Genomic DNA, 25,838 nt, shown 5'->3' with positions numbered 1-25,838 from the left:
GTCGTCGTTCCGGGGGCAGTTCGGGGGTCAGCCGCCGTATCACATCTTCAACCTGCCCACGTTCATCCGGGCGGCGGCCGGGATCGAGCTGACGCCCCACGAACTCTGGAACCTGGGGCGGCGGAACCGCAACCTGGTGCGGGCGATCAACGTGCGCCGGGGGTTGCGGCGCAAGGACGAGCGGCCGCCGGAGGACCACTGGCAGATCCGGGACCCGGAAAAGGAGCAGAAGGTCCTGAGCGACTATTACACGTTCAAGGGCTGGACCCAGGACGGGATCCCGACCATCGGCACCCTGGAGAAGCTGGGCCTGGCCGACGTGGCCGAGGACCTCGTGCGCCGGGGCATCCTCTCGGAGGACGACCGGGAACCCGTGTTCCGGGACGACACGGTGTAGGGGCGCGGCTGGGAGGCTCGGAGGCTGGGAGGCTGACACCCCTTTGGTTCCGGCGCCCTCGCTTGTCCCGCCCTGCCCCCGCGCGGTCCCTCGGGCGCCCCCTTATACCAAGTTAAGTTCAGAAGTATCGTTTCCTGATTCGGCCCGGCAAGGGGCCTGGTGGAACGCCGGGCGTGGCTCTTACAGTGGCCGGATGCCGCACTCACGCACGGCCGGAACGAGGCCCCTTGCCGGACCCCCGGGATGGGTGTCTGCCTGAGCGCAACTTGGCATTAGAGGCGCCCGAGTTCGTCCACGGCGTCGAGGATTTCGTAGATTCGGGGATCGCGCACCCGGTAGAACGTCATGGTGCCCTCCTGGCGCGAGGCCAGGATGCCGGCCTTCTTCAAAATGGCCAGGTGCTTCGAAGTGTTGGGCTGGCTCCCCTCGATCTGGGGGCAGATCCGGCACACGCACTCCTCACCCGAGCGCAGCACCTCCAGGATGGCCACCCGGGTCGGGTGCCCGAGCGCTTTCAGCACGGCCGCCCGCCGGGCAAAGCGGTCTTCGAGGGACCCTCCGTTCGTCTTCATGCCAGAAGAGTAATCAAGGCTTCCGCCTCGGGTCAACCCCTTCGTTACCGCTGGTCTCCGCCGGCCCCGCTGTGGTATCTACGCTGGCCGGGAGGCGGGGGGAGGGGTCGTTTCGTTTTCCATCGGTTCGAGGAGGAGGTGTTTTCCATGAAGCGGTTTCTCGGAGGCGTTGTGGCGGGGCTTTTGGCAGCCGGGCTCGCGGTGGCCGGGGAAGTGCCCCACTGGGGATACGAGGGCCACGAGGGTCCGGCTCACTGGGAGGAACTCTCGCCCGAGTTCTGGGCGTGCGGGAAGGGGAAGAATCAGTCCCCCGTGGACCTTCGTGGGTTCATCGAGGCGGGCCTCGCCCCCCTGGAAATCTCGTACGCCGAGGCCCCCCTGGCCGTGGTGAACAACGGCCACACGATCCAGGTGAACTACCCGGCCGGGAGCACCCTCACGGTGGACGGCCGGACGTTCGTGCTCAAGCAGTTCCACTTCCACGCCCCCAGCGAAAACACCGTGGAAGGAAAAAGCTTTCCGCTGGAGGCCCATTTCGTCCACGCCGACGATCAGGGGAACCTGGCCGTTCTGGCCCTCTTGTTCGAGCAAGGGGAGGAGAACCCCGAACTCGCCAAGATCTGGGCCCACATGCCCGCCTCGGCCGGCAGCCAGGCCAGCCCCGAGGGGGTCTCGGTCCGGGCCGACGCCCTCCTGCCGGCCTCCCGGGACTACTACCGGTACAACGGTTCCCTGACCACCCCGCCCTGCACCGAGGGCGTACTGTGGCTCGTGCTGAAAACCCCGGCCACGGTGTCGGCGGAACAGGTGGAAGCATTCCGACACGTCATGCACCACGACAACAACCGCCCGGTCCAGCCCCTGAACGCCCGGGCGGTGCTCCGGTAGGCTCCCCTCCCCCCGCCGACCCCAAACAGGCCCCCTCCCGGGGGCCTGTGCTGTTTCCTGAACGAACCAACCGGGGCCCGGGGGGCCCGTCGCCGGGCTACTTGTACGGAAGGGGTTCCAGGGCGACCTCGGCCGCCAGGGATTCGTACTCCGGATCCTTGTGGATCAAGGTGGCCCCGCGGACCGCGGCCACGGCCGCGATCACCGCATCCGCCAGCGACACCCTGTGCTCCGTCTTGAACCGGGCGGCGGTGAGCAGGATCCTTTCGTCGATTTCCCAGACGACGTCGGCCGGCAGCGCCTTGGCAAGGGCGTAGCGCTGGTGCGCCTCTTCGGGCCCCACCTCCTGCCGGCTCACATAGACGAGCTCCATCAGCACCAGGCTCGGGATCCACACCGACCCGGTCCGAAGCACCGCCTCCACCCGGTCGGCGCCGGGTTCGTCCTCGATCAACGTAAACAGGGCCGAGGTGTCCAGAACGTAGCCGTCAACGCTCACGATCCCGGTCCTCCCGGCGGGCGTCGAGCAGGCGCCGCGTCAACCCCTGCCCGCGGCCCCGGCCGCGGAGCGCCGCCACGGGGTCCCGGCCCACGGGCACCACCCGGAAAACCCCTCCCTCGTCGATCCACTCGATCCGGTCCCCCTCCCGGATGCCGTACCTCCGCCGGAGGGCGGCCGGGATGACCGTCTGACCCCGTTTCGTAACCGCCGTCTGCATGCCACACCCCTCCTCAGGCGAGGGCACCCTTCGATGCAGATCGCGCTTGGCCGATCCCAAGCTGCAATCTTCCCTGATTGGCGCGTCGCAGCCTCTCCCGCCGTGGGAGCCCCTCCCCCACGCGCAACCCCACGGGCCAGCCCTGGGGGCACCGCTTCGAAGGCTACAAGACGTTTTCGACTTCAACAAGACATTTCTTGAAAAACCATGCAGTTTCGAGCGGTAGGGGTACACTCGGCCCTTTCGGGGTCCTGCTGAGGTTGCCGGGATACCCAAGCTTTCAAAAGGCTTGCCGGCCCCAGGCGGGGGAGCGGCCCCGGCCGGGCGCGACCCCCCTCCACCCGCCGGGTCCCGTAGCGACGGCGGGAATCCGTCAGCCCTTCCGTCGGGATCCCAGATCGGCAAAGTGTCCGGGCGCACCCGTGTCTGCCCCATCCTTCCCCTTCACCGTCCCGCGGCGTCCCCTTCGCTCTCGCACACCCCGCAGGCGGTGCAGGTGCCGGGGCGGCAGGGGATCGGGGGCATCCCCGCCAGGGCCGCGGCCCGCTCCCGCAGGAGGTGCGCCCGGTCGGGCACGCCCCCGAGGAAGTCCCAGGGCAACGGGGTGTCGGGATCCCGGGGCTCGTCGAGCTCCCGCCGGGCCAGGGGCGAGCGCAGCACCGCCCGCCAGTCGCCGGAACCAACCCCCTGTTCCAGCAGATCGCCCACGGCCCGGCCACCCCGGCTCCACAGGGCCTGGAGGCGGGACCATTTGGGGGTTTCGGCGACGGCCCGCACCCCCCGGACCCGCCCGCACCGGGCCTGGAGCCGCCGGATCCGGGCCCGCACCAAGGCCTCGGCCGGCGCGGGCTCCCACTGGAGCGGGGTGTGGGGCTTCGGGACGAAGGGCGCCGCGCTCACCGTGACCTGGCCCCGACCCAGGGCGGCCCGGGCCCGCTCGGCCGCGTCGGCGAGCGCGTCCACGTCCTCGTCGGTCTCGGTGGGGAGCCCCACCATGGCGTAGATCCGAAGGTTCGGGATGCCGGCCTCCCCGGCCAACCGGGCGGCCCGCAAGAGGTCCTCCTCGGTGATGCGCTTTCCCAGGAGGGTCCTCAGCCGAGGGCTTCCGGCCTCCAGGGCCACGGTCAGGGTCTTGAGCCCTCCCCGGGCGAGGAGGTCGGCCGCCTCGGCCGACAGGTTCTCGGCCCGAAACGAGCTCACGGAGAACCCGGCCCCGGCCTCCAGGGCGGCCCGGGCCAGTTCGGTGAAGCCGGGGTGGTCGGACACGGCCGCGGCGACGAAGCCCACCTTTCCCGCCTTCTCGGCGCCAAACCCGACCCAGGGAAGCAACGCCGTGAGGGGCAGGGGCCGAAACGGCCGGGTCGCGTACCCCGCGGCGCAAAACCGGCAGGCGTGGGGGCAGCCCCGGCCGATCTCCAGGAGGTACGCCCCGCCGAAGGGGTCGTCGGGCACGAGGAACCGAGTGCGGGCCGGGTCCCAGGGTACCCGGGCCCAGACCCGCTCGGCCCGAAACCCCGCCGCTGGGTCGTGATGGGCCGGCACGTACACCCCGGCCAGCCGGGCCTCCGCCAGGGCCCGGAGCCGCTCGGGCCGGGGGAGTTCCCGATGGTCGCGCAGGAAGGCCAAAAGCCCGGCGAGGCCCGCCTCGGCCTCGCCGAGGAACACGATGTCGCTGAAGGGGGCCAGGGGTTCGGGGTTTAGGGTTGGGGCGACGCCCCCGACGAGGATTAGCGGGTGGGAGACCTTCCGGTCCCGGGATCGCAGGGGAATCCGGGCGCCTCGGAGCAGTTCCAGAAACGCGGGGTAATCGCCCTCGAAGGAGAGGCTCGCGGCCACCACGTCGTAGGCCGCGAGGTCCCGGTCGGCCTCGACGGTTCGGGGTCGGTCGGCCGCCGCCCGGTGGCAAAGCCAGCCCTCCCGGTTCAGGAGGGCGTAGAGGGTCTGGAACCCCAGGTTGGCGGCGGCGAGCGCCAGCCGGTTGGGATAGACGAGGGCGCAGGTCACCTCCGCCCGGCCAGGGGGTACCGGCTCAAAGGACCGGAGCGCTTCCGGATGGATCATGGCTCCCGGGGGACTGCCGCTGGCCGGGGGCCGGCCGTTGGCCCCACGCGCGCCCCCCCTCAGTCCGCCTGCTTTCGCAGGAACGTCGGGATGTCGAGCTCGCTGTCCACCTCCATGTCACCCCCCACGACCCGGCTCACCCGCACGGCCAGGGCCGAGGGCTCCTTGCGGCGCTGGAACGCGGGCCGGTCGTAGTCCACGGGCTTGGCCTTTTCGGCCTTCGCCACCCGCACGGTCTCCAGGTCGATCGGCGCCTGCTCGACCTTGGCCTCGCCGAACCCGGTGGCGATCACGGTCACCTGGACCCGGTCCTCCAGTGTGTCGTCGATCACCTGGCCGTAGATGATGTTCGCGTCCTCGTGGGCGGCCTCCTGGATCAGGGAGGCGGCCTCGGCCACCTCGGCGAGGCCCAGGTCCGAGGGCCCGGTGATGTTGATCAGCACCCCGCGGGCACCCTCGATGCTCACGTTGTCCAGGAGCGGGCTCGAGATGGCGTCCTGGGCGGCCATGACGGCCCGGTTCTCGCCGCTTCGGATGCCCGTCCCCATGAGCGCCATGCCCTTTTCGCTCATCACGGTGCGCACGTCGGCGAAGTCCACGTTGATGAGGCCCTCCCGGGTGATGAGGTCGCTGATGCCCTGCACGGCCTGGCGGAGCACGTCATCGGCCATGCGGAACGCCTCCACGAACGAGGCCTGCTTGCCGGCGATGGCAAGGAGCCGGTCGTTGGGGATGGTGATGAGGGTGTCCACCTCCTTGCGGAGTTCCTCGATCCCCTCCAGAGCCTGGCGCATCCGGCGCTTCCCCTCGAACCCGAACGGTTTCGTGACCACGCCCACGGTGAGCGCCCCAACCTCCTTGGCCACCCGGGCGATGACCGGGCTCGCGCCGGTGCCCGTGCCGCCGCCCATGCCGGCCGTGACGAACACCATGTCCGCCCCCTCCAGGGCGTCGGCGATCACGGCGGTGTCCTCGACCGCCGCCTGCCGGCCCACCTCGGGGTTCGCTCCGGCGCCCAGGCCCCGGGTCAGGCCCCCCCCGAGCTGGATCTTCATCGGCGCCAGGTTCGAGCCCAGCGCCTGGGCGTCGGTGTTGGCCGCGATGAACTCGACCCCGGTGACGCCGGCCGCGATCATGGTGTTCACCGCGTTTCCGCCGCCGCCTCCCACCCCGACCACCTTGATCCGGGCCTGGAACACGTGCGCGTCTGCGAACTCAAACTTCGCCATGGGTCACCTCCTGGCTTGGGAACGGCACCTGGGAACGGGTGGCCGGCGGAACCCCTCGATCCGCCGGTCACCGATCCCCGGGGGCCGCCTCAGAAGAAGTTGCGAAACCATCCCTTCATGCGCGTGACGATTTTCGCGAACAGGTTCTCGTCGGCCGGGTCCAGCGGGCTCACCCCCTCGGCCGAGGCCCGGGCGGCATGGAGCACGAGCCCCACGCTGGTGGCGAACGACGGGTCCCGCAGGCCGTCGGGCAGGCCCTCGGGCCGCAGGGGGTACCCCCGCCGCACCGGAAGCCCACCGAAGATCTGTTCCGCCATCTCCACCGCGCCCTCCAGGAGACTCCCTCCCCCGGTGAGCACGAGGCCCGAGGCGAGCCGGTCCTCCATGTTGGCCTGCTGGAGGTCGCTGTGGACGAGGGTGAGGAGCTCCTCCATGCGGGGCTCGACGATCTCGGCCAGGATCTTGCGGTTGAGCATCCGGGGCCGCCGCCCCCCCACGCTCGGCACCTCCACGGTTTCGTCCTTGCCCACCAGGGAGGCCAGGGCGCAGCCGTGGCGGCGCTTGATCTTCTCGGCGTCGGCCACCGGGGTGCGCAGCCCCACGGCGATGTCGTTCGTCACATGGGCCCCGCCCAGGGCCAGCACCGACGAGTGGCGTACGGCCCCCTGGCTCACCACCAGGATGTCCGTCGTGCCCCCGCCCATGTCCACCAGGGCCACCCCGATCTCCCGCTCGTCCTCGGTCAGCACGGCCTCGGCGCTCGCCAGGGGCTCGAGCACAATGTCGGCCACCTGGAGCCCGGCGCGGTTGCAGCACTTCACGATGTTCTGGGCGCTCGTGACCGCGCCGGTGACGATGTGGACCCGGGCCTCCAGCCGCACGCCGCTCATCCCCAGGGGGTCGCGGATGCCGTCCTGGTCGTCCACGATGTACTCCTGGGGCAGGATGTGGATGACCTCCCGGTCCATGGGGATGGCCACGGCCCGGGCCGCGTCGAGCACGCGGCGCACGTCGGCCTGGCGCACCTCCCGGTCCCTGAGGGGGATCACGCCGTGGCTGTTGAACCCCTGGATGTGGCCGCCCGCGATGCCGGCGTACACCTGCCGGATCTCCCGGTCGGCCATGATCTCCGCCTCCTCCACGGCCTTGCGGATCGACTGGACGGTGGCCTCGATGTTGACTACCACCCCCTTGCGAAGCCCCTTCGAGGGATGGGTGCCAAACCCCAGAATCCGAAGCCCCTCGGGCGAGGTTTCGGCCACCACCGCGCAGATCTTGGTGGTGCCGACGTCGAGCCCCACGACCTGCCGGGAGGTCGGTCTCATCTCGATCCTCCGGAAAGGGCGCCCGGTTCCAGACGGGCCACGATCCGATCCTCGAAATCCAGGTCCACGGTGCGGGCCCACTGCCCGCTGCGGGCCAAGTGGTGATCCAGCCGTTCGAGGCGCGCGAGCTTCTCGTCGATCCGGCCGAACCCGAACCGCACGGCCCGCCGGGCCGTGTACACCGTGAACCCCTCGTCCGGGCTCACGTGGACCTCCCCCACCGGCTCGCCGGCCAACCCGCCCTCGATCCGGGCCAGGAGCCCCAGGAGGGCCTCCCGGACCCCGGCGTTCCGGTGGAGTTCGGCCGGGGTGATCCCGGTCACCACGGGCAGGTCGTCGCCCGGCACCACCGGGGCGGCCACCACGTGTCCCTCGGCCGTGAGGTACACGAGCCGCTCGGCCTTCAAGAGATACCGGGGCTCCCACTCGGCCACCGCGATCCGCACGGTGCCCGGCACCTGCCGGATGGCCCGCGCCGAGCGGACCCAGGGGAGCGCCTCGGCCGCCCGCTGGACCCGTTCCACATCGATCCCGAACAGGGGTGTGCCCGGGGCGACGCCGGCCGCGCGGCGGACGGCCTCGGGGTCGGTGCGGACCGCGCCCTCGACCCGCACCGTGGTCACCGGGAACACCGTGCCGAGGCCCCGGCGAAGCCCGGTGTAGAGGACCGCCGCCAGGGCCGCGCCCACCGCGAGCCAGGCCAGCGCGGCCGCCGCGGTCGCGTGCCCCCTGCGCCTCGGACCTCCCTGCCGGGCCACCTTCATGCCGTCCTCACGCCTTCAGGCTCGCGCCGGCGAGCATCCGGTCCACCAACTCGTCGAACCCCACCCCTGCGGCCGCAGCCGCCTTGGGCAAAAGGCTCGTCGGCGTCATGCCGGGGATCGTGTTCACCTCGAGCACCCACGGCCGGCCGGCCGGGTCGAGCCGCAGATCCACCCGGGCCGCTCCCGAGCATCCCAGGGCCTCGTAAGCCAGACGGGCCACCTCGACGACCCGGGGCTCGAGGCCCGGCTCCAGGGGGGCCGGGCACAGGTACCGGGTGCGGCCCGGGGTGTATTTTGACTCGTAGTCGTAAAACCCCGACTCGGGCACGATCTCGACCACCGGGAGCGCGTCGCGGTCCAAAAACCCCACGGTGAGCTCCCTCCCCTCCACGAACTCCTCCACCAGCACCTCGGGCTCGCAGGACCGAGCCGCGTCCAGGGCGGCGGGGATCTCGTCCGGCGTCCGGGCCACCCCCACCCCCAGGGTCGAGCCGCCCCGGGGGGGTTTCGCCACGAGTGGGGGGCGGATCCGCAGGGCCGAGGCGGCCTCCCCCGGCCCGAGCACCTGCCACCCTGGGGTGGGCACCCCGCAGGCCTCGAACATCCGCTTGGAGGCCACCTTGTCCATGGCCAAAGCGCTCGCGAGCACCCCGGACCCGGTGTAGGGGATGCCCAGGATCTCCAGGACCCCCTGCACGGTGCCGTCCTCACCCCACCGGCCGTGCAGGGCCACGAAGGCGGCGTCGGGCCGAAGCGCCTGCACCCGGGGGATCCAGTCCCCACCGGCGTCCACCTCCTCCGCCTCGTGTCCCCGCCGGCGCAGCCCCTCGGCCACGGCGCGACCGGTGCGAAGGCTCACCTCCCGCTCGTTGCTCTTTCCGCCCAGGATCACCGCGACCCGCGCCATGCCGCCTCCTCGTCGGGGCCCGTGCTTAGTCCGTGACTCGCACCTTGCCTTTGGCCCACTCCCCCACGATCCCCACCTCGGGCTCCAGCTTCACCTTGTGCTTTACGAACACCCTCTCCTGGATCATGCCGATGAGCGAGACCACCTGGCTTGCCGTGGCCATGCCGGCGTTCACGATGAAGTTCGCGTGGAGCCGGGAGACCTCGGCATCGCCCACCCGCACGCCCTTGAGCCCGCACGACTCGATGAGTTTGGCGGCCTTTTGGCCCGGCGGGTTCTTGAACACGCTGCCCGCACTGGGCTCGGCGAGCGGCTGGGACTCCTTCCGGCGGGCGAAGAACGCCTTGGCCGCCGCCTTGACCTCCTCAGGGTCGGCCGACTCCCCCTCCAGCACCGCGGCCAAGATCACGTACCCCGGGGGCAGGTCGGCGCGGCGGTACCCGAACCGCAGGGTCGTGCGGTCGAAGACCTGCACGCGCCCCTCGGGGCTCAGGGCCTCGAGCTCCACCAGCCGCTCGCCGATCTCCATGCCCCAAGCACCGGCGTTCATGGCAAGGGCACCGCCCGCGGAGCCCGGCACGCCCACCAGGGGCTCGAAGCCGGTGATGCCCTGGTCCACGGTCCAGCGCACGAGGCGGCGCAGGGGCACCCCGGCCTCGACCCGGAACCTGGTTCCTTCGCGCCCCTCGAGGCCCCGGAACCCCTCGGTGAGGCAGATCACGGCGCCCCGGATGCCCCCGTCGCGCACCACCAGGTTCGAGCCGTTCCCGAGCACGAAGTAGGGAATGCCCCGCTCGGCCAAAAACGAGATGAGCTCCGCCAGGTCTTCCCGGTCCTCGGGGTAGACCAGGAGGTCGGCCGGGCCGCCCACCCGGAGCGTGGTGAGCCGGTCCATGGGGGCGTTCAGGACCACCTTGCCGCGGACCCGCTCCTGGAGTTCGTCGATCGCCGTCTTCGCCATCAGCCCTTTCCTCCCAGCCGCTCGAGGATCTGTCCGCCCACGCCCCCGATGCTTCCCGCGCCCAGGGTGACCACGAGATCTCCCGGGCCGGCCGCCTCGGCCACCGCCCCGGGCACCCCCTCGAGGGCCCCGGCGTACCGGGCGTCCCGGTGGCCGTGGGTCCTGAGCGACTCCACCAGCGCCTCGGCCGTGACCCCCTCGATGGGCGCCTCTCCCGCCGGGTAGAGGTCGGTCACCAGCACCGTGTCGGCGTCGTAGAAGCAGGTGGCGAACCGGTCCAGGAGGTCGGCCGTGCGGGTGTATCGGTGGGGCTGGAACACCGCCACGATCCGCCGGCCGTAGGCCTCCTTGAGGGCCCGGAGCACGGCCTGGATCTCGGTGGGGTGGTGGCCGTAGTCGTCCACCACCACCACCCCGGCGGCCTCCCCCACGACCTGGCTTCGGCGCTCGACGCCCTGAAACGCCGAGAGGGCCCGGCAGGCGAGCCCCGGGTCCACACCCAGCTCCTGGGCCACCGCCACGGCCGCCAGGGCGTTTCGCACGTTGTGGAGCCCGGGAACGGCCAGGTCCACCCGCCCCACGGACGCCCCCCGCACCAGCACCTCGAACCGGGTGCGGGCCCCCGAGGTCTCGATCGCCCGGGCCGACACCTCGGCCTGGGCCGAGAGGCCGTAGGGGATCACCCGTTTGCGGATCTCCGGGAGGAGGGCCTGGATCCGGGGATCGTCGAGGCACACGACCACGGCGCCGTAGAACGGCACCTTGTTGGCGAAGCTCACGAACGCCCGCTCCAGGGCCTCCTCGCTGCCGTAGTGGTTCATGTGCTCCCGGTCTATGTTGGTGATGACCGCCACCGTGGGCACCAGCGCGAGGAAACTCCCGTCGCTCTCGTCGGCCTCGGCCACCAGGAACTCCCCCCGCCCCAGCACCGCGTTGGTCCCGGCGCTCCGGAGTCGGCCCCCCACCACCACCGTGGGGTCGAGCCCGGCCTCGGTGAGCACCGCCCCCACCATGGAGGTGGTGGTGGTCTTCCCGTGGGCCCCGGCCACGGCCACGCCGTACTTCATGCGCATGAGCTCGGCGAGCATCTCGGCCCGGGGGATCACGGGGATGCCCCGACGGTGGGCCTCGGCCACCTCGGGGTTCTCGGGGCTCACCGCCGAGGAGACCACCACCACGGTGGCGTCGCCCACGTGCCCGGCGGCGTGGCCCCGGTGCACCCGGGCCCCCAGGCCCGCCAGGCGCCGGGTGATCGGCGTTTCCTTCAGGTCGGAGCCGCTCACCCGGTACCCCAGGTTGAGGAGCACCTCAGCGATGCCGCTCATGCCGATGCCCCCGATGCCCACGAAATGGATGCGGTGGTCTTTTCGGTACACGCTTCCTCCGACCCAGCTAGGCGGCTGGGCAGCTAGGCGGCTAGGCAGCTAAATTCCGCGTGATTCCCTCTTCGCGGAATGCACGAACTCGGGGGCGCCGCTCCCGATGACTCCGCCGACCCACGGGCTGGGGATCGGCTGGCGCGCCGGGCGTGCCCGTGCCAGGGGACAGAATCCGGAATCCGGCGCACGCCAGGCCCGAGTGCGCAGTGTGCCGCCGTTTTCTGCTCCATGGGCCCCCATTCCCTCGACAGGTCCCTTGCCCCGCACTCCGAGACGCCGCCCCCGTTGTGTCTTGCCGAGCGGACCTTCTTCCCGTCCGGCCGCCTAGCCGCCTAGCCGCCCAGCCGCCAACAGTTCATCCACGATCCGCGCCGCCGCGTCCCGGCGGGCCCAGGCCGCCGCCCGGTCCGCCATGGCCCGGAGACGCTCCGGCTCGGCGGCCAGGTCCTCCAGCACCGCCGCCAGACGCTCCGGGGAGCACTCGGCATCCGGCAGGCACACGGCCCAGCCGGCCGCCTCGGCGGCCCGGGCGTTTTTTTCCTGGTGTCCCCCTGCCGCGTGGGGGTAGGGCACGAACACCGCCGGCCGGCCCACGGCCGCCACCTCCCCCACCGTAAGCGCCCCGGCCCGGGCCACCACCAGGTGGCACCAGGCGTAGGCCGAGGCCACGTCGTCCACGAACTCCACCACCCGCACGCCGGGCCGGCTCCCGTAGGCGGCCTCGTGCCGCCGGCCGGGCCCGGCCTGGTGCAGGACCTCGGCAGGCCCCGCCAAGCGCCCGAGGGCCCCGGGCACCGCCCGGTTCAGGGTGCGGGCCCCCTGGCTCCCCCCGAGCACGAGGATCCGCAGGGGTTCCCCCGTTCCCCGCTCCGGATAGGGCGCGGGTTCCGCGAACTCCGGCCTCAGGGGGTTTCCGGTGACCACGGCCTTTCCCGCCGGGAACCCGGCCCGGCCCTCCTCGAACCCCAGGAACACCCGGTGCACCCACCGGCCGAGGACCCGGTTCGCAAGCCCCGGCCAGGCGTTCTGCTCCTGCACCGCGGTGAAGATCCCCCGCGCCCGGGCCACCGCGAGAACCGGCACGCTCGCGTATCCCCCCACCCCGAGGCAGGCGTCGGGCCGAAACGACCGGATCACCCCCGCGGCGTCCCGGAGCCCCAGGACCGTGCGGCCGAGCCCTTGGAGGGCCCCGGCGAGCCCCTTGCCCACCACCCCGGCCGCCCGCACCGGGAAAAACCGGAATCCCCGGGCCGGCACCACCCGGGCCTCGATGCCGCGCTCCGTTCCCGCGAAGGCCACCTCGTGCCCGCCCGGCCGGCCCAGGAGCTCCTGGGCCACGGCGATGCCGGGAAACAGGTGGCCCCCCGTGCCGCCGCCCGCGATCAGGAGTCGCACCGGCCGATCCCCGCGAGCACCCCCACCGCGGCGAGATCCACCACCCACCCGGTGCCCCCGTAGGAGAGGAACGGGAACGGGAGTCCCTTGGTGGGCAGGCACCCGGTCACCACCAGCGCGTTCAGGCCGGCCTGGAGCCCCAGCCAGGTGGTGATGCCGAAGGCCAGGTACCGCCGGTAGGGATCCGCCTGGCGGGCCGCGATCCAGCAGCCCCGGGCGACGAGGAGGGCCACGAGGGCGAGAACGGCCGCCACGCCCACGAACCCGGCCTCCTCGGCCCAGACGCTCAGGATGAAATCGGTGTGGGCCTCGGGCAGGTAGAAGAGCTTTTGCTGGCCCCGGCCCAGGCCCACGCCCCAGAGCCCACCCATGCCGAAGGCCAGGAGGCTCTGGACGAGCTGGAACCCCTCGTCCTGGGCGTACTTCCAGGGATCTAGGAACGCCAGGATCCGGGCCCTTCGAAAGGGCACGAACCACAGGGCCCACACCGCTACCGGCACCGCCGGCAACAGCCCGGCCACCAGGTGGGCCGGCCGTACCCCGGCCACGAAGCACACCAGGAACACCACGGCGGCCACGACGGCCGCGGTGCCCAGATCGGGCTCGGCCAGGATAAGCGCGATCGGCACGGCCGGAATGAGCACGTGGGGCAGATAGCCGTAGGCGAACGACCGGAGCCGGTCACCCCGGCGGGCCAGGCTGTCGGCCAGGAACAGGATCACCGCGAACTTCGCGATCTCCGACGGCTGGAACCCCACCGGCCCCAGCCGGACCCACCGGTGGGCCCCGTTCACCTCCTGGCCGAACCCGGGCACCCAGCACAGGACCAAGAGCCCCACGCTCAGGGCCAGGGCCGGATAGGCCAGGGGTCGAAGCCACTCGGCCCGCACCCGGCTCATGAGGGCCATGGCCAGAAGCCCCACCCCAGCGTAGGCCGCCGACCGCTTCACGTAGAACAGGGGATCCTGGGCCCCGATCCCGAACGCCCGGGGGGTGGCCGAGGAGTACACGAGCACGAGGCCGAGCCCCACGAGCACGGCGGCCGTGCCCATCACCCAGGGGTCGGACCGGCGTTCAGCCCCGGCCACGGTCGGCCCTCCGCTCCACGGCCCGCCGGCACAGGTCCCGGAACACCCGGCCCCGCTCGGCGTAGCCCGAAAACCGATCGAAGCTCGCGCAGGCCGGCGAAAGGAGCACCACGTCCCCGGGCCGGGCCCGGTCCACGGCGGCCTCGACGGCCTCTTCCCAGCCATCGAACGCCCGCACCGGCACGGCCTCCCGGAGCACCCGCACCAACTCCGGGGCGGCCTCCCCCACGGCGATCGCCTCCCGCACCCGCCCCCGGGCGGCCTCGGCCAGGGGGGCGAGGTCCTGGCCCTTGGCCTGGCCGCCCGCGAGCCAGACCACCGGGCCGGTGCAGGTCGCCAGGGCCTCCCGGGCCGCGTGCACGTTCGTGGCCTTGGAGTCGTCCACGAACCGGACCCCGTTCCACTCCAGGAACGTCTCCATGCGGTGGGGCAGGCCGCGGAAGGACCCGAGGACCTCCCACGCGGCCTCGGGCGGCACCCCCATCCAGCCCGCGGCCGCCACGGCGGCCAGGGCGTTTCGCACCCGGTGGCGGCCCTGCCGGAGCACTTTCTCCGCGGGGAGGCGCACCCCGTCCTCCCCCGGCAGGAGAACAACGGCCTCGCGCCCCTCGAGCCAGGCCCCGGCCGGCTGGGGCCTCGCCTCCGAAAACCCCAGGAGCGTCCCCCGCCCCCGCCGGGCCAGACCCCAGGCCACCGGGTCGTCGGCAAAGGCCACCGCCGCGTCGCCGGGGCCCTGGTTGCGGAAGATCCGGGCCTTGGCCTCCCGGTAGGCCTCGGCCGACCCGTGCCAGTCCAGGTGGTCCTGGTCCACGTTGAGGAGCACGGCCACCCGGGGCCGCAATGTCTCGGCCGTGGCGAGCTGGAAACTCGACACCTCGGCCACGGCCAGGTCCCACTCCCCCCCGAGCGCCTCCACCAGAGGGGTGCCCAGGTTCCCGCCCACGAAGGCACGGCGGCCGGCCGCCCGGAACACGTGGCCCAACATCTCGGTGACCGTGCTCTTCCCGTTCGTGCCGGTCACGGCGACCAAGGGGCAGGCCAGGTGGCGGGCCGCGAGCTCCAGCTCCCCCACCACCGCCACCCCGGACTCCCGGAGCACCCGCCACACCGGGTGGTGGGGCGGGATGCCCGGGCTCACCACGGCCAGGTCGTAGTCCTCCAGTGGCCTACGGCCCCGCAGGTCCGCCCCCAGGTCCGGCGGCAGATCCACCGGCCGGTCGTCGTGGACCTCCACCCGGGCCCCGGCCCGCACCAGGTACCGGGCCGCCGCGAGCCCGGAACGGCCCGCCCCCACCACCAGGATCCGGGAACCCTCGTAGGCAGACTGGCTCATCGCAGCTTCAGCGTGGAGAGGCCCAGGAGGGCCAGGATGATGGAAACGATCCAGAACCGAACGATGATCTTGGGTTCGGCCCACCCCTTGAGCTCGAAGTGGTGATGGATCGGGGCCATGCGGAACACCCGCTTCCGGCGGGTCTTGTAGGAGGCCACCTGGATCATGACGCTCAGGGCCTCCACGACGAACACGCCCCCCACCACGGCCAGCACGATCTCGAACTTGCTCACCACGGCCACGGCCCCCAGGGCCCCCCCCAGCGACAGGCTTCCCACGTCGCCCATGAACACCTGGGCGGGGTAGGCGTTGTACCAGAGGAACCCGAGGGCCGCCCCGGCCATGGCCGCGCAGAACACCGCCAACTCCCCGGCCCCGGGCACCCACGGGATCTGCAGGTACTCCGCGATCCGGGCGTGCCCCGCGGCGTAGGTGAAGATGAGGTACGTCAAGCTCGCCGTGATCACGGGTCCGATGGCCAGCCCGTCGAGGCCGTCGGTCAGGTTCACGGCGTTCCCGGCACCCACCACCACGAATACCGCGAACGGGATGTAGGCCCACCCCAGATCGGGCTGGAGCGCCTTGAAAAAGGGCACCGAAAGCCGGGTGTCGAACCCGGGAAGCGCCCACAGGGCCACGCATCCCACGGTCGCCACGGCCACCAGGCTCCAGAACTTGGCCCGGGCCGGAAGCCCCCTGCTGTTTCGGCGCGAGACCTTGAGGTAGTCGTCGGCGAATCCCACGGCCCCGAACCCCAGGGTGATGCCGAGCACGATCCAGACCCGGGGTTCCAGGGGGTCGGCCCAGCAGAGCGTCGCCACGGCCACACCCACCAGGATGAGCACGCCCCCCATGGTGGGCGTGCCCGCCTTGGCGAGATGCCGCTCGGGGCCGTCGTCGCGCACGGCCTGGCCCACCTTGAGCCTCGCGAGCCACCGGATCACGGCCGGCCCCAGAAAGAGCACGATCCCCAGGGCCGTCAGCATCCCCACCACGCTCCGGAACGTGAGGTACCGGAACACGTTGAGGGGCCCGAAGGCATCGCTCAGTCCGTAGAGAAGGCGGTACAGCACCCGTCATCGCTCCAGCGCGTCGGCCACGGCCTCGAGCCCCATGGCCCGGCTTCCCTTCACCAGCACCCAGTCGCCCTCCCGGAGCCGCCGGGCCACGGCGGCCGCCAACGTGGCCCGGTCGTCGTAGATCCACACCCGCTCCGGCGGCATCCCGGCGTCGAGGGCCGCCTCCCGCACGGCGGCCGTGCGCGGGCCCAGGAGGTGGAGCTCGGCCACCCCGAGCCGGGCCGCCGCCCGGCCCACGGCCTCGTGGCCGGCCCGGCAGAGGTCCCCCAGCTCCCGCATCTCCCCGAGCACGGCGAGCATCCGGGCCCCTCCGGCGAGCCCGGCCAGGGTCTCCAAGGCGGCTTCCACGGCCTTGGGGTTCGCGTTGTAGCAGTCCACGTAGAGGTGGGCCCCCGAGGGGGTGCGCCGGACCTCCCCCCGAAGCGGCGCCGAGGCCACCTCCCGCCAGGCCCGCTCGGGGTCGGGGGCGCCGAGGCCGAGGGCCTTGACCGCGGCCCAGGCGGCCAGGGCGTTCTCGGCGTTGTGCCGGCCGAGGAGCGGGAGCCGGACCCGCCGGCCCTCCAGCCGAAACTCCACCCCCTCGGCACCCCGGGGCCGGAACCCCTCGGCCCGCACGTCGGCCCCGGCCTCCCATCCGAAGGTGAGGCACCGCACCCCCTCCGGCGGAGAGAGGTGCTCGTCCCCGAAGGGCAAAACCAGGGTCCCCCCCGGCCGGAGGCCCCGGGCGATCGCGAGCTTCTCCCGCGCCACCCCCTCGAGGCCCCCGAGCCCCTCGGTGTGGCAGGGGGCCACGCAGGTGATCACGGCCACGTCGGGCCGGGCCACCGCCGTGAGCTCGGCCATCTCCCCCGGCTCGCTGATCCCGAGCTCCAAGACGGCCGCGGTCTCGTCGCCCGAAGCCCCCAACAGGGTCAGGGGCAGGCCGATCCGGTTGTTCCAGTTGCCCGGGCTCGTGAGCACCCGGCGGCCCAGGTCCCGCAGGAGGGCCGCGGCGAGCTCCCGGGTCGTGGTTTTCCCGGCGCTTCCGGTGACCCCGATCACCGGAATCCCGAGCCGGCGGCGGGCCTCGGCCCCGAGCCGGCCCAGGGCCCGGAGCGTATCGTCCACCACGACGGCCGGGAGGGCCGGGAGGCGCTCGGTGCGGTGGACCACCACGGCCACCGCACCCCGCCGGGCGGCCTCGGCCAGGTGGTCGTGGCCGTCGTGGCGGGGGCCCACCAGGGCCACGAAGACCTCCCCCGGCCGTAGCGTCCGTGTGTCGGTGTGGACCCGCTCGACCCGGGCGTCCGGGTCGCCGCCCCGGAGCTCCCCGCCGGCGGCCGCGGCGAGCTCCCCGAGCCGCCACCTCATGCCGCCGCCTCCCGCTCCGCGAGGGCCCTTCGGGCCTCCACGCGGTCGTCGAAGGGCAGCACCCGGTCCCCCAGGGTCTGGGTGGTCTCGTGCCCCTTGCCGGCGATCACCACGGCGTCGCCCGGGCGGGCCGCGGCCACGGCCCACCGGATCGCCTCGGCCCGGTCGGCCACCCGGGCGTAGGCCCGATCGGCCCCGAGGCCCGAGGGGGCTTGGACCCTCTGCCATCCCTCGGGCATCCCGGCCTCGATCTCGTCGAGGATCCTCTCCGTGGGCTCGGAGCGGGAGTTGTCGGCCGTGAGCACGACCGCCCGGGCCCAACGGGCCGCGGCCCGGGCCATGGGCGCCCGCTTCGTGCGGTCGCGGTCGCCCCCGCACCCGAACACCGCGATCACCCGGCCCGGGGTCACGGCGGCCACGGTTTCGAGGACCCGGTCGAGGGCGTCGGGGGTGTGGGCGTAGTCCACGTACACCCCGATCCCGAGCCGGTTGGGAACGGCCTCGATCCGGCCCGGCACGGCCGGGGCCGAGGCCAGGTGCTCGGCGGCCCGGGCGAGATCCACCCCCAGGGCTAGGGCGCAGGCCAGGGCGCAGGCCGCGTTGGCCGCGTTGAACCGGCCGGCCAGGGGAAGTGCAAGCGGCACCTCGCGCCCCTGGAACCGCACCCTGCCCCGGAACCCCCACGGCCCCTCCTCCTCCACTAGCACCCGCAGCCCCTCCCCTTCGCCGACGCCGAAGGGCACGGCCCGGCCGCCGAGCTCGCCGAGAAGCCGCCGGCCGAAGGGGTCGTCCGCGTTCACGGCGGCGGGCGCCTCGGGGCCGTGGCGGGTGAACAGGCTCCGTTTGGCCTCGAAGTAGGCCTCCAGGGTGCCGTGGTAGTCCAGGTGGTCCTGGGTCAGGTTCGTGAACGCCACGGTCGCGAACCGGGTCGCCCCGACCCGCTGGCGGGACAGGGCGTGGGAGCTCACCTCCATGACCACGTCCTGGGCGCCCTCGGCCCGGGCCCGGGCGAGGGCGGCCTGGAGCGTCTCGGCGTCGGGGGTGGTCAGCGGGGCCGGCTCCTCCCCGGACGGGAAGGCATAGCCCACGGTGCCCAACCGGGCCGTGATCCGGCCCTCCGAGGCCAGGATGTGCTGGACCAGGAACGCCGTGGTGGTCTTCCCGTTGGTGCCCGTGATCCCCACGACCCGAAGCGCCCGGGAGGGGTTGCCGTGAAACGCCGCGGCCGCCCTTGCGAGGGCCTCCTCGGGGTCGGCCACGAGGACGCGCACGGCCCCCGGCGCGGCCACGTCCCGGGCCACCAAACACGCCGAAGCCCCTGCCGCGGCCGCGGCAGGGGCGAAGGCGTGGCCGTCCACCCGGGTGCCGGGCACGGCGGCGAAGAGGTAGCCCGGGCGCACCTTCCGGGAGTCGCAGGTGATCCCTCGGATCTCGGGGTCGCCCGGATCCAGGGGCCTTGCTCCCGGCAGATGGACCAGCAGTTCACCGAGGCGCATCGGTCACGTCTTTGTTCCTTTGCGGGTTCGGCCAGCGGTCGTCGGCCCGCTGGTTCATGCCGCGGCGGGGACACCCGGGGGCGCCGTTCGTCACCCGTCGAAGGCGGGGCGGAACACCACCGTGCAGCTCGTCCCGGGCTCCACCCGAGTGCCCGGGGCCGGGTCCTGGTGGGCGGCCCACCCGGTGCCGAGGAGCCGGGCCCCCTCCAGCAGGCCGGCCCGGCCCAGCACCCGCACCGCGTCCCGGAGCGTGAGCCCCCGGCAGTCCGGCATCTCGCCGGGCCGGATCTCGGCCGGCCCGTCCGCCGGTGCCGGCTCCCCCCGTGGCGGCGGGGGCGCCTGGGAAACGGCCTGTTCGGGCGCCACCCCCAGATACGCCAGGCTTCGCCGGGCGATCTCCCGGAACGCCGGGCCGGCCACCACGCCGCCGTACCGAGGCCCCTTCGTGGGCTCGTCCACCGCCACGAGGATCACCAGCCTCGGGGCCCGGCTCGGCACGTACCCCACGAAGCTCGCCCAGACCTTCCTGGGGTTGTAGCGGCCCCCCTCCACCTTCCACGCCGTGCCGGTTTTCCCCGCCACCCGAAACCCGGGCACGGCCGCCTGGGGCGCGGTTCCCTCGGGCCCCGCCACTCCCTCCAGAATCTCGGTGAGCCGGGCGGCCGTTGCGGTGGAGAAGGCCCGGGCCCGGGGTTCGGGCTCGGTGCGCTCCAGCGTCTCGCCCCCCGGGCCCCGGACCTCCCGCACCAGCCGGAGCCGCATCCCCACGCCGCCGTTGGCCAGTGCGGCGAAGGCCCCGGCCACCTGGAGGGCCGTGGCCCCGATGCCCTGGCCGTAGGCCAGGGTTTTGGGGGTCATGAGCGACCAGTCCCCCGGCTCCGGCAGGATCCCCCGGGACTCGCCGGGCAACTCGACTCCCGTGGGCCTGCCGAATCCGAGCCTGCGGTATCCGGCGTAGAGGTCCTCGGGGGCGATCCGCTCCGAGAGCTTCGCGACCCCGATGTTGCTCGAGACCCGAAGGATCTCCTCGACCGTGAGCCAGCCGTGGGGCTTGTGGTCGTGGATGACCCGGCCGTGGACCGGCCACTCCCCGTTTTCGCAGAAGATGCGCTCCCCGGGCCGGGCCGCCCCACGGTCGAACAGAAGGCCCACGAAGAGCGGCTTCATGGTGCTCCCGGGCTCGAACACGTCCACCGCGGCCCGAACCTTCCGGTCCTCGGCTTGGCTTCCGGCAAGATCGTTCGGGTTGAACGGCGGCACCTGGGCCAGCGCCAGGATCTCCCCCGAACCCGGATCCACCACCACCGCCACCCCGCCCCGGGCCCGGCTCGCCTCCACCGCCCGGGCGAGCTCCTCCTCGGCGATGTGCTGGAGGGTCTCGTCGATCGTGAGCACCAGGCTTCCCCCGCTCGCCTCCAGGGGATCGGGGGCGTTGCGCAACAGGAGCCGACCCCGGGCGTCACGGGTCGCCACCACCCGTTTCTCCCGGCCCCTGAGGAGCCCGTCGAACGCGAACTCGAGGCCCCCGAGCCCCTTCCCGTCGGCCCCCACGAACCCCAGCACCTGTCCGGCCAGGGAACGCTTCGGGTAGAACCGCAGGGGTTCCTGGGCCAGGCCCGTGCCGGGGATGTCGGCCTTTCGCACCCGGGCGAGCTCCCCGGGGGACAGGGCCCGCTTGAGCCACGCGAACCGCCTTCCCCCCGCCTCCAGGCGCCTTCGCACCTCGGGTTGGGGCTGCCCCAGGATTTCGGCGAGCCGGGCGAGATCGTCCTCCCGTTCCAGTAATACCGAGGGGTCCGCGAACAGGCTCCAGCCGGGCACGCTCAAGGCCAACTCCCGGCCGTTTCGGTCGAAAATCGCTCCCCGGGTGGGAAGGATCTCGATCTGGCCCTGGTGCTGGCGGGCCGCCCGGGCCCGGAGCTCGGGGGCCAGCCGGATCTGGAGGTGGGCCGCCCGCAGACCGGCGACGGCCAGGAGTCCCAGGAGGGCCGCCCCCACGAGCCGCAGCCGGACCCGCTCGCCCCGGAGCGGTCCGGCCGCCTTCTTCCTACTCTGGGAGGACGACGACCGCATCCCGGCCCGGCACCACGAACCCGAGGCGGCGGGCTTCCCGCTCGATGCGCGGCGTCGCGGCCAGGGCCGACCGCTCCACCTCCAAATTGGAGAGCCGTTCGGAAAGCCCCTGCTTCTGGCGCACGAGCTCGTCCATCTCGTACTGGAGCCGGGTGGCCTGGATCCGGAGCGTCACCAAGAGAAGGGCCGCGAGGAGGCACAGACCGAAGGCGCCGGCCTTCCAGAGCCAGGGGACGAACCCCGAGAGGGACGCGGTCCAGGCCTCGGCTCGCAGGGCACGGGTGAGCGCAGTGGTGGTCATCATTGTCCTCCCTGACCTCGGTCGGGTACAAGCCGCTCGGCAGCCCGGAGGCGCGCGCTTCGGGCCCGCGGGTTCCGGGCCACCTCCTCGGCGGAGGGCCGCACCACCTTCCGGGTGAGGACCCGGAGCCAGCCGGGCCGGCCGCAGGTACACCGAAGGGCCTCGGGGGGGCAGCGGCACTGGGGCTCCCCCGCCCGGAGCGCCCGCTTCACCCGGCGGTCCTCCAGCGAGTGGTACGAGATCACGACCACCCGGCCTCCGGGGGCGAGCACCCCGGGCAGGGCCTCGAGAAACCGATCCAGTGCCTCCAGCTCCCGGTTCACGGCGATCCGGAGCGCCTGGAAAATCCGGGTGGCCGGGTGCTTCGGCCCGCGCCGCCCCAGGGCCTCCTCGATCGTCCGGGCCAGGTCGGCGGTGGTCCGAAGCGGGGCCTTCCGCCGAGCGGTCACCACGGCTCGGGCCGCCCGCGAGGCCCGGGGTTCCTCCCCGTACTCCCGGAAGATCCGGGCGAGCTCGGCCTCGTCCAGGGTGTTGACGAGGTCGGCGGCCGTCACCGGCCCCTCCGGGTCCATCCGCATGTCCAGGGGGCCGTCGCGAAGGAAACTGAATCCCCGCTCCCCCTCGTCCACCTGGTGGGAGCTCACCCCCAGATCCAGGAGCACCCCCGTGACCGGCCCCAGCCCCTCGGCCTCCAGGACCTCGGACAATTCCGCGAAGTTGGCCCGCCGGAGAAGGACCCTGGGGTCCCCGGCCCAGGCGGCCGCGTGGGCCAGGGCGTCGGGGTCCCGGTCGAGGCCGAGAAGCCGCCCCCCGGGGCCCAACCTCGCCAGGATCTCCCGGGCGTGCCCGCCCCCCCCGAGGGTGCCGTCCACATAGAGACCGTCCGGGTCGGTCACCAGGAGGTCCGCCGCCTCCCGGGCCAACACCGGGACGTGGTAGCCCCCGTCAGGCCGCGTCATGGGCCTCCAGGGCTTCCCGCAGCGTCCGGAACTCCGGCAGCACCCCGTCGGCCCCGCCCACGAACCGCAGGATCTCCCGCAGATAGGGGCTCGGCCCCACGAGTTCCACGCGGCGGCGGCGGGCGAGCTCCAGGAGTTCGGTGGCCATCCGGTAGTGGAGGTGGCTCGCTTTTCGTAGATCCACGACGATCCGGTCCCCCCGGGCCTCCCGGAGAACCCGGCGGAAGTCCTGGGCCCGCTCGAGCCCGAGCTCCCCCTCGATCCGCACCACCGGCACCCCCCGGTGGGTTCGGCGCACGATGCGGTTCACAGCCCCAACCCTCCCACGGCCCCCGCGATCTCGTCGAACTGGGCGGCCACGGCGTCCATGGCCGCGTCGTAGCGCTCCTTGGCCCAGATCTCGAAGTTCTTTCCCATGCCGGCCAGGACCACCTGGCGGTCGAGGCCCGCGTAGGAGCGCAGCGTCGGGGGCACGAGGATCCGGCCCGCCTTGTCCACGGGACACTCCTGGGCCGGGGCGTAGAAGAACCTGCGGAAGGCCTGGATCTTGGGATCGAAGGCGGGCAGCTCGTTGATCCGGGCCTCGAGGGCGCGCCACTCGTCGGCCGGGTACGCGACGAGGCAGTCTTTGTGGCGGGTCAGGTACAGGGGGGCGCTGAACGTGGTCTCCAGGGCCTCCCGGAACCGCGCGGGGATGCTGAGCCGACCCTTGTCGTCGATGGTGTGCTCGAAGCATCCCCGGAACATGCGGCCTCCATGGCCTGGTGCCCCACTCTATCCCACCTCATCCCACAACATGGCCGGACTATACAAACCGGTCCCGCCCCTGTCAAGGACCTTTCCCGAAAAGATCTTGCCGGGGTGGGAGAAACGTGTCCCGTCCCGGAAAGGGGGCTGGGACGGGGGAACAAGAAACAAGTTGCAACACATGGCCCAAAAACTGCAAAAGAGAAATAACTCTAAACTCTTTTCCATACGATTTTCTCCAAAATATTCCCAATTCCCCTCAAGCCGTTCCTCGTCCCCGCCGATGGAACAACGTGTCCACCGGGACAATCCATAGCCGGGATCCAAGGCCGTCATCCGGGAAACATCTAGGGAGGAGGCATCCCATGGCCACACTCGTGCTCGATCCCGTGACCCGCATCGAGGGCCACCTGCGGGTCGAAACCCGCTGGGACGGCGACCGACTCGCCGAGGCCCGGATGGCCGGGGAGATGTTCCGGGGGTTCGAATCGATCCTGAAGGGCCGCGACGCCCTCGATGCGCCGGTGATCACCCAGCGCATCTGCGGGGTCTGCCCCGTGAGCCACGCCGTGGCCTCGTGCCGGGCCCTCGAGGAGGCGTTGGGGCTCGCGGTCCCCCCCAACGGGAGGTTGCTTCGCAGCCTCGTGTTGGGCGCGAACTTCCTCCAGAGCCACCTCCTCCACTTCTATCACCTGAGCGCGCTCGATTTCGTGGACGTGGCCGGGATCCTGGCCTACGAGGGGGACGACCCGCGGTTGGCCGCCCTGCGGGCCTGGGCCGAGGGGGAGGTGCGGTCGAACCGGGTCCTGCCGGCCGCCCCGTTCCTCCCCCAGTGGGAGGGAGGACTCCCGGCCGACGGGCCGTGGACGGCCGCAGCGCTCGCCCACTACCTCGAGGCCCTCGAGGTCCGGCAGGCCTGCCACCGCATGGCCGCCCGGTTCGGGGGGAAGATGCCCCACACCGCCTCCCTGGTGCCCGGGGGCGTCACGACCCCGGTCAACCCCTTGGAACTGGAGGCGTTCCGCAGCGATCTCGGCCGGGTGCTCACGTTCGTCGAAACCGCCTACCTGCCGGACCTCCTGGAACTCGGCAGGAGGCTTCCACACCTCGCCCAGGAGGGGCGGGGACCCGGGGCGTTTCTGGCCTTCGGGGCCTTCGAGGAGGCCGACGGCAGCCCCTGGCTTCCCTCGGGGATCTTGGCCGACGGCCGCCTCGAGCCCCTGCGGCCGGAGGCCATCGCCGAAGAGGTGGGCCACAGTTGGTACCGCACGGCCGGGCCGTCGCGCCCCGCCGAGGGCGCGACCCGGCCCGATCCGGGGAAACCCGGGGCTTACTCCTGGCTCAAGGCCCCCCGGTACGCCGGCCGCCCCCTGGAGGTGGGCCCCCTCGCCCGGGTCCGGATCGCCGCGGCCCGGGGCCACCCGGACATCCGCGAGGCCGAGGGTCGTTGGCTCGCGCCCGCGGGGCTCCAGGCCGGGGCCCTCTCGGGCGTGCTGGGGCGGCACCTGGCCCGGGGGCTCGAGGCCTGGGCCCTGGCCCGCAAGATGAACGAATGGCTCGAACGCCTCGAACCCGGCGGCCCGACCGCCGGCGAGTACAGCCCCCGGCCGTCGGGAACCGGGGCCGGGCTCGTGGAGGCGCCCCGGGGGGCCCTGGGCCACTGGGCCCGGATCGAGGGGTTTCGGATCGACCGGTACCAGTGCGTGGTGCCTTCCACCTGGAACTTCTCGCCCCGGGACGACGCCGGCATCCCCGGGCCGGTGGAGGCGGCGCTCGAGGGCCTCAGGGCTCGGAAGGGGGAGCCCCCGGGGCTCGCCGTGGCCCGGGTCGTGCGGTCGTTCGATCCGTGCATCGCCTGCGCGGTCCACTGACCTCAAGGGGAGGAGACCCACCATGGCCATCACCCGACGCGAGTTTCTCCGGGACGCCGCCGTCCTCGCCTCCGCCCTCGGCCTCGGCGGCCCGGCCGTCCCCGGCGTGGCCCGGGCCCTGGAGGGCCTCGCCGCCGACCGGCCGGGGCTCCTGTGGCTCCAGGGCCAGTCGTGCTCCGGCTGCTCCGTGAGCCTCCTGAACGCCGAACGACCGGGACCGGCGGAACTCATCACCCGCTACTTCGCCCTGCGGTTCCATCCGACGCTCTCGGCCGCCACCGGGCCGGCCGCCCTCCAGGCCGTGGAAAAGGCCATCGAGGCCGGAGGCTATCTGCTGGCGGTGGAGGGGGCGGTGCCGGCCGGCATGCCCGACGCGTGCACGGTGGGGGAGGAACCCCTGGCCGAGGTGGTGGCACGGGCGGCCCCCAGGGCCACGGCGGTCGTGGCCGTGGGCACCTGCGCGAGCTTCGGCGGCATCCCGGCGGCGCCCCCGAACCCCACGGGCGCCGTGCCCGTGGGAGCGTTTCTCAAGGACCGCGGTGTTTCCTCACCCGTCATCAACGTTCCCGGGTGTCCGGCCCACCCCCATTGGATCGTGGGGACCGCGGTGCTCGCCCTGCGGCCGGCGGGACTCCGCCTGGACGACGAGGGCCGGCCGCTCCCGTTCTTCGCCCGGCCCGTCCATGACCAATGCCCCCACTTCGCCCAGTACGAACGCCAGGAGTTCGCCCGGGCGCCCGGGGAGGACGGGTGCCTGTTCCAACTGGGCTGCCAGGGGGTGCTGACCCCCTCCGACTGCCCGTGGCGGGGCTGGAACGCAGGCGTGAACTGGTGCGTGCGGGGCCGGGCTCCCTGCACGGGCTGCGCCCGGCCCGGGTTCGCCCGGAACCCAGGGTATCCGTTCTACCGCCTCCACGAGGGGCGCACGGCGTGACCGGGAGGAG

25 protein-coding genes are annotated in these 25,838 nt (G+C 72.9%); 4 read left to right on the top strand and 21 right to left on the bottom strand.

The genetic code is table 11. From position 1 onward, the window contains the following. On the top strand, window positions 1-397 hold a 397-nt coding region (locus ACYQ8L_RS10990; protein WP_459941840.1), incomplete at its 5' end, for an aldehyde ferredoxin oxidoreductase C-terminal domain-containing protein. Window positions 398-669: 272 nt separating this feature from the next. Here the strand turns inward: ACYQ8L_RS10990 and ACYQ8L_RS10985 are convergent. After that, on the bottom strand, window positions 670-918 hold the full coding sequence (locus ACYQ8L_RS10985) for an ArsR/SmtB family transcription factor (protein ID WP_459941839.1): 249 nt from the start codon (window positions 916-918) through the stop codon (window positions 670-672). Between the two features lie 198 nt (window positions 919-1,116). Here ACYQ8L_RS10985 and ACYQ8L_RS10980 point away from each other — a divergent pair, with 198 nt between their 5' ends. Next, on the top strand, window positions 1,117-1,857 hold the full coding sequence (locus ACYQ8L_RS10980; protein WP_459941838.1) for a carbonic anhydrase: 741 nt from the start codon (window positions 1,117-1,119) through the stop codon (window positions 1,855-1,857). Window positions 1,858-1,954: 97 nt separating this feature from the next. Here the strand turns inward: ACYQ8L_RS10980 and ACYQ8L_RS10975 are convergent, their stop codons facing one another. The 20 genes from ACYQ8L_RS10975 to mraZ form a co-directional block, all read right to left on the bottom strand. Next, on the bottom strand, window positions 1,955-2,356 hold the full coding sequence (locus ACYQ8L_RS10975; RefSeq protein ID WP_459941837.1) for a PIN domain-containing protein: 402 nt from the start codon (window positions 2,354-2,356) through the stop codon (window positions 1,955-1,957). Continuing rightward, window positions 2,346-2,576 (bottom strand): AbrB/MazE/SpoVT family DNA-binding domain-containing protein, encoded by a 231-nt coding sequence (locus ACYQ8L_RS10970; RefSeq protein WP_459941836.1) that lies wholly within the window; start codon window positions 2,574-2,576, stop codon window positions 2,346-2,348. The genes ACYQ8L_RS10975 and ACYQ8L_RS10970 overlap by 11 nt, the downstream gene beginning before the upstream one ends. Window positions 2,577-3,020: 444 nt before the next feature. Then, entirely contained in the window at window positions 3,021-4,637 is a 1,617-nt protein-coding gene (locus ACYQ8L_RS10965) for a radical SAM protein (protein ID WP_459941835.1), read from the bottom strand. A 59-nt stretch (window positions 4,638-4,696) separates the two neighbouring features. Continuing rightward, on the bottom strand, window positions 4,697-5,866 hold the full coding sequence (ftsZ, locus tag ACYQ8L_RS10960; RefSeq protein ID WP_459941834.1) for a cell division protein FtsZ: 1,170 nt from the start codon (window positions 5,864-5,866) through the stop codon (window positions 4,697-4,699). 89 nt (window positions 5,867-5,955) lie between these two features. Next, entirely contained in the window at window positions 5,956-7,191 is a 1,236-nt protein-coding gene (gene ftsA, locus ACYQ8L_RS10955) for a cell division protein FtsA (RefSeq protein WP_459941833.1), read from the bottom strand. Next, window positions 7,188-7,955, bottom strand: coding sequence for a cell division protein FtsQ/DivIB (locus ACYQ8L_RS10950; protein ID WP_459941832.1), 768 nt, complete (start codon window positions 7,953-7,955; stop codon window positions 7,188-7,190). The genes ftsA and ACYQ8L_RS10950 overlap by 4 nt, the downstream gene beginning before the upstream one ends. Before the next feature lie 7 nt (window positions 7,956-7,962). Beyond that, complete coding sequence (locus ACYQ8L_RS10945; protein WP_459941831.1) at window positions 7,963-8,862, bottom strand: D-alanine--D-alanine ligase; 900 nt, start codon at window positions 8,860-8,862, stop codon at window positions 7,963-7,965. Window positions 8,863-8,887: 25 nt separating this feature from the next. After that, the gene (gene murB, locus ACYQ8L_RS10940; RefSeq protein ID WP_459941830.1) at window positions 8,888-9,823 is read right to left on the bottom strand and encodes a UDP-N-acetylmuramate dehydrogenase; all 936 of its coding nucleotides are present in this window, start codon (window positions 9,821-9,823) and stop codon (window positions 8,888-8,890) included. Beyond that, window positions 9,823-11,199, bottom strand: a complete 1,377-nt coding sequence (gene murC / locus ACYQ8L_RS10935) for a UDP-N-acetylmuramate--L-alanine ligase (RefSeq protein WP_459941829.1) — start codon at window positions 11,197-11,199, stop codon at window positions 9,823-9,825. The genes murB and murC overlap by 1 nt, the downstream gene beginning before the upstream one ends. A gap of 327 nt (window positions 11,200-11,526) precedes the next feature. Further along, a complete protein-coding gene (gene murG / locus ACYQ8L_RS10930; protein WP_459941828.1) occupies window positions 11,527-12,597 on the bottom strand; it encodes an undecaprenyldiphospho-muramoylpentapeptide beta-N-acetylglucosaminyltransferase in 1,071 nt (356 codons plus the stop codon). Continuing rightward, window positions 12,585-13,685, bottom strand: a complete 1,101-nt coding sequence (ftsW, locus tag ACYQ8L_RS10925) for a putative lipid II flippase FtsW (RefSeq protein WP_459941827.1) — start codon at window positions 13,683-13,685, stop codon at window positions 12,585-12,587. The genes murG and ftsW overlap by 13 nt, the downstream gene beginning before the upstream one ends. Further along, window positions 13,672-15,018, bottom strand: a complete 1,347-nt coding sequence (murD, locus tag ACYQ8L_RS10920) for a UDP-N-acetylmuramoyl-L-alanine--D-glutamate ligase (protein ID WP_459941826.1) — start codon at window positions 15,016-15,018, stop codon at window positions 13,672-13,674. The genes ftsW and murD overlap by 14 nt, the downstream gene beginning before the upstream one ends. Continuing rightward, window positions 15,015-16,091: a phospho-N-acetylmuramoyl-pentapeptide-transferase gene (gene mraY / locus ACYQ8L_RS10915; protein WP_459941825.1), complete on the bottom strand. Its 1,077-nt coding sequence runs from the start codon at window positions 16,089-16,091 to the stop codon at window positions 15,015-15,017. The genes murD and mraY overlap by 4 nt, the downstream gene beginning before the upstream one ends. A 3-nt stretch (window positions 16,092-16,094) precedes the next feature. After that, window positions 16,095-17,447: a UDP-N-acetylmuramoyl-tripeptide--D-alanyl-D-alanine ligase gene (locus tag ACYQ8L_RS10910; RefSeq protein ID WP_459941824.1), complete on the bottom strand. Its 1,353-nt coding sequence runs from the start codon at window positions 17,445-17,447 to the stop codon at window positions 16,095-16,097. Further along, on the bottom strand, window positions 17,444-18,943 hold the full coding sequence (locus tag ACYQ8L_RS10905; RefSeq protein WP_459941823.1) for a UDP-N-acetylmuramoyl-L-alanyl-D-glutamate--2,6-diaminopimelate ligase: 1,500 nt from the start codon (window positions 18,941-18,943) through the stop codon (window positions 17,444-17,446). Before ACYQ8L_RS10905 ends, ACYQ8L_RS10910 begins: the two co-directional genes overlap by 4 nt. 90 nt (window positions 18,944-19,033) lie before the next feature. Further along, window positions 19,034-21,016: a penicillin-binding protein gene (locus ACYQ8L_RS10900; protein ID WP_459941822.1), complete on the bottom strand. Its 1,983-nt coding sequence runs from the start codon at window positions 21,014-21,016 to the stop codon at window positions 19,034-19,036. Beyond that, window positions 20,991-21,317, bottom strand: coding sequence for a cell division protein FtsL (locus tag ACYQ8L_RS10895; RefSeq protein WP_459941821.1), 327 nt, complete (start codon window positions 21,315-21,317; stop codon window positions 20,991-20,993). The genes ACYQ8L_RS10900 and ACYQ8L_RS10895 overlap by 26 nt, the downstream gene beginning before the upstream one ends. Continuing rightward, window positions 21,317-22,276, bottom strand: coding sequence for a 16S rRNA (cytosine(1402)-N(4))-methyltransferase RsmH (gene rsmH / locus ACYQ8L_RS10890; protein ID WP_459941820.1), 960 nt, complete (start codon window positions 22,274-22,276; stop codon window positions 21,317-21,319). The genes ACYQ8L_RS10895 and rsmH overlap by 1 nt, the downstream gene beginning before the upstream one ends. After that, entirely contained in the window at window positions 22,263-22,586 is a 324-nt protein-coding gene (locus ACYQ8L_RS10885; protein WP_459941819.1) for an STAS domain-containing protein, read from the bottom strand. Before ACYQ8L_RS10885 ends, rsmH begins: the two co-directional genes overlap by 14 nt. Further along, window positions 22,583-23,023, bottom strand: coding sequence for a division/cell wall cluster transcriptional repressor MraZ (gene mraZ, locus ACYQ8L_RS10880; protein WP_459941818.1), 441 nt, complete (start codon window positions 23,021-23,023; stop codon window positions 22,583-22,585). The genes ACYQ8L_RS10885 and mraZ overlap by 4 nt, the downstream gene beginning before the upstream one ends. 365 nt (window positions 23,024-23,388) lie before the next feature. Between mraZ and ACYQ8L_RS10875 the strand changes: the two genes are divergently transcribed. Both ACYQ8L_RS10875 and ACYQ8L_RS10870 read left to right on the top strand, forming a co-directional pair. Then, window positions 23,389-24,894 carry a nickel-dependent hydrogenase large subunit gene (locus ACYQ8L_RS10875; protein WP_459941817.1) on the top strand — a complete coding sequence of 502 codons (1,506 nt, stop codon included), beginning with the start codon at window positions 23,389-23,391 and terminating at the stop codon, window positions 24,892-24,894. Window positions 24,895-24,916: 22 nt separating this feature from the next. Further along, window positions 24,917-25,828 carry a hydrogenase small subunit gene (locus tag ACYQ8L_RS10870; protein ID WP_459941816.1) on the top strand — a complete coding sequence of 304 codons (912 nt, stop codon included), beginning with the start codon at window positions 24,917-24,919 and terminating at the stop codon, window positions 25,826-25,828. Window positions 25,829-25,838: the final 10 nt, after the last annotated feature.

The sequence above is a fragment of the Deferrisoma palaeochoriense genome, assembly GCF_054656955.1.
The sequence above is the reverse complement of the archived record's forward strand: the minus strand, read 5'-3'. Positions and strand labels throughout refer to the sequence as shown.